This is a genomic window from Burkholderia sp. E168m23 (assembly GCF_016586125.1).
Classification (GTDB): Bacteria; Pseudomonadota; Gammaproteobacteria; order Burkholderiales; family Burkholderiaceae; genus Burkholderia; species Burkholderia orbicola.
This window is the reverse complement of record NZ_BCPP01001356.1, coordinates 1-1,359: the sequence shown is the minus strand read 5'-3', so window position 1 is coordinate 1,359 and position 1,359 is coordinate 1. Positions and strand designations below refer to the sequence as shown.

At 68.2% G+C, this 1,359-nt stretch carries 1 pseudogene; it reads left to right on the top strand.

Annotated features, from left to right (window positions below):
- Positions 1–1,359 (top strand): annotated as a pseudogene (locus tag JMF90_RS37250) (adhesin); the annotation flags it as partial.

The window sequence follows — 1,359 nt, the reverse complement described above, 5'->3', positions numbered from 1 at the left end:
AGTTCGGTGACGTCGCTGTCCACGTCGACGTCGACGGTCGTCGGCTCGTTGTCCACCGGCCTGAGCTCGACCAACAGCAACCTGACCTCGCTGTCCACGTCGACCTCGACCGTCGTCGGCTCGCTGTCCACCGGCTTGAGTTCGACCAACAGCTCGATCACGTCGCTGTCCACGTCGACGTCGACGGTCGTCGGTTCGTTGTCCACCGGCCTGAGTTCGACGAACAGCAGCCTGACCTCGCTGTCGACCGCCACGTCGACCGGGATCAGCTCGCTGTCGACGGGCCTCAGCTCGATCGCGAACAACAACACGAATCTCGGCAACAGCACGGCCGGTGCGATCGGCGGCGGGGCCACCTACGATCCGACCACCGGTACGATCTCGTCACCGTCGTACGTGACGTACAACAGCGACGGCTCGACGACGATCAACAACAACGTCGGCTCGGCGATCGACAACATCAACGCGAACGGCATCAAGTACTTCCACGCGAACTCGACCGCACCGGACAGCCAGGCGCTCGGCCTGGACAGCGTCGCGATCGGACCGAACGCGATCGCGCGCGTGGACGGCAGCATCGCGCTCGGCTCGGGTTCGGTGGCCGATCGCGCCGTGGTGCCGTCGTCGGGCATCCTCCGCAACGGCAGTGCGTCGATCCCGTTCGACACGACGGACCAGACGCTGCTCGGCGCGGTGTCTGTGGGCGATGCGACGAACAAGACGTACCGCCAGATCACCAACGTCGCGGACGGCACCGGCCAGCAGGATGCGGTGACGGTGCGCCAGTTGACCGGCGCGCTGCAGTCGTTCGCGGTCACCGGCCAGAAGTACTTCCACGCGAATTCGACGGCGGCCGATTCGCTCGCGGTCGGCGCGGAATCGGTCGCGGTCGGGCCGACGACGGTCGTCAACGGCGACAACGGCGTGGGTATCGGCAACGGCGCGATCGTCGACCAGACCGCACCGGGCGGGATCGCGATCGGCCAGGCGGCGAGTTCCGCGCAGTCCGACGCGATCGCGCTGGGTAGCGGCGCGACGGCGACCGGCGCGCAGTCGGTCGCGCAAGGCGCGAATGCGGTGGCGGTCAGTGTCGGCAGCGTCGCGCTCGGTTCGGGCGCGCGCAGCACGGCGACCGATGCGCTCGCGCTCGGCGCCGGTGCGTCGGCCACGTTCGCGAATAGCGTCGCGCTCGGCGCCGGTTCGCTGACCACGGTCGGCGCGCTGACGAACTATGTCGCGTACGGCCTGAGCAGCCCGCAGTCGTCGGCTGGCGAAATCAACATCGGCAACCGCCAGATCACCGGCCTTGCGGCCGGCAAGAACGGCACCGACGCGGTGAACGTGTCACAGCTCGATTCG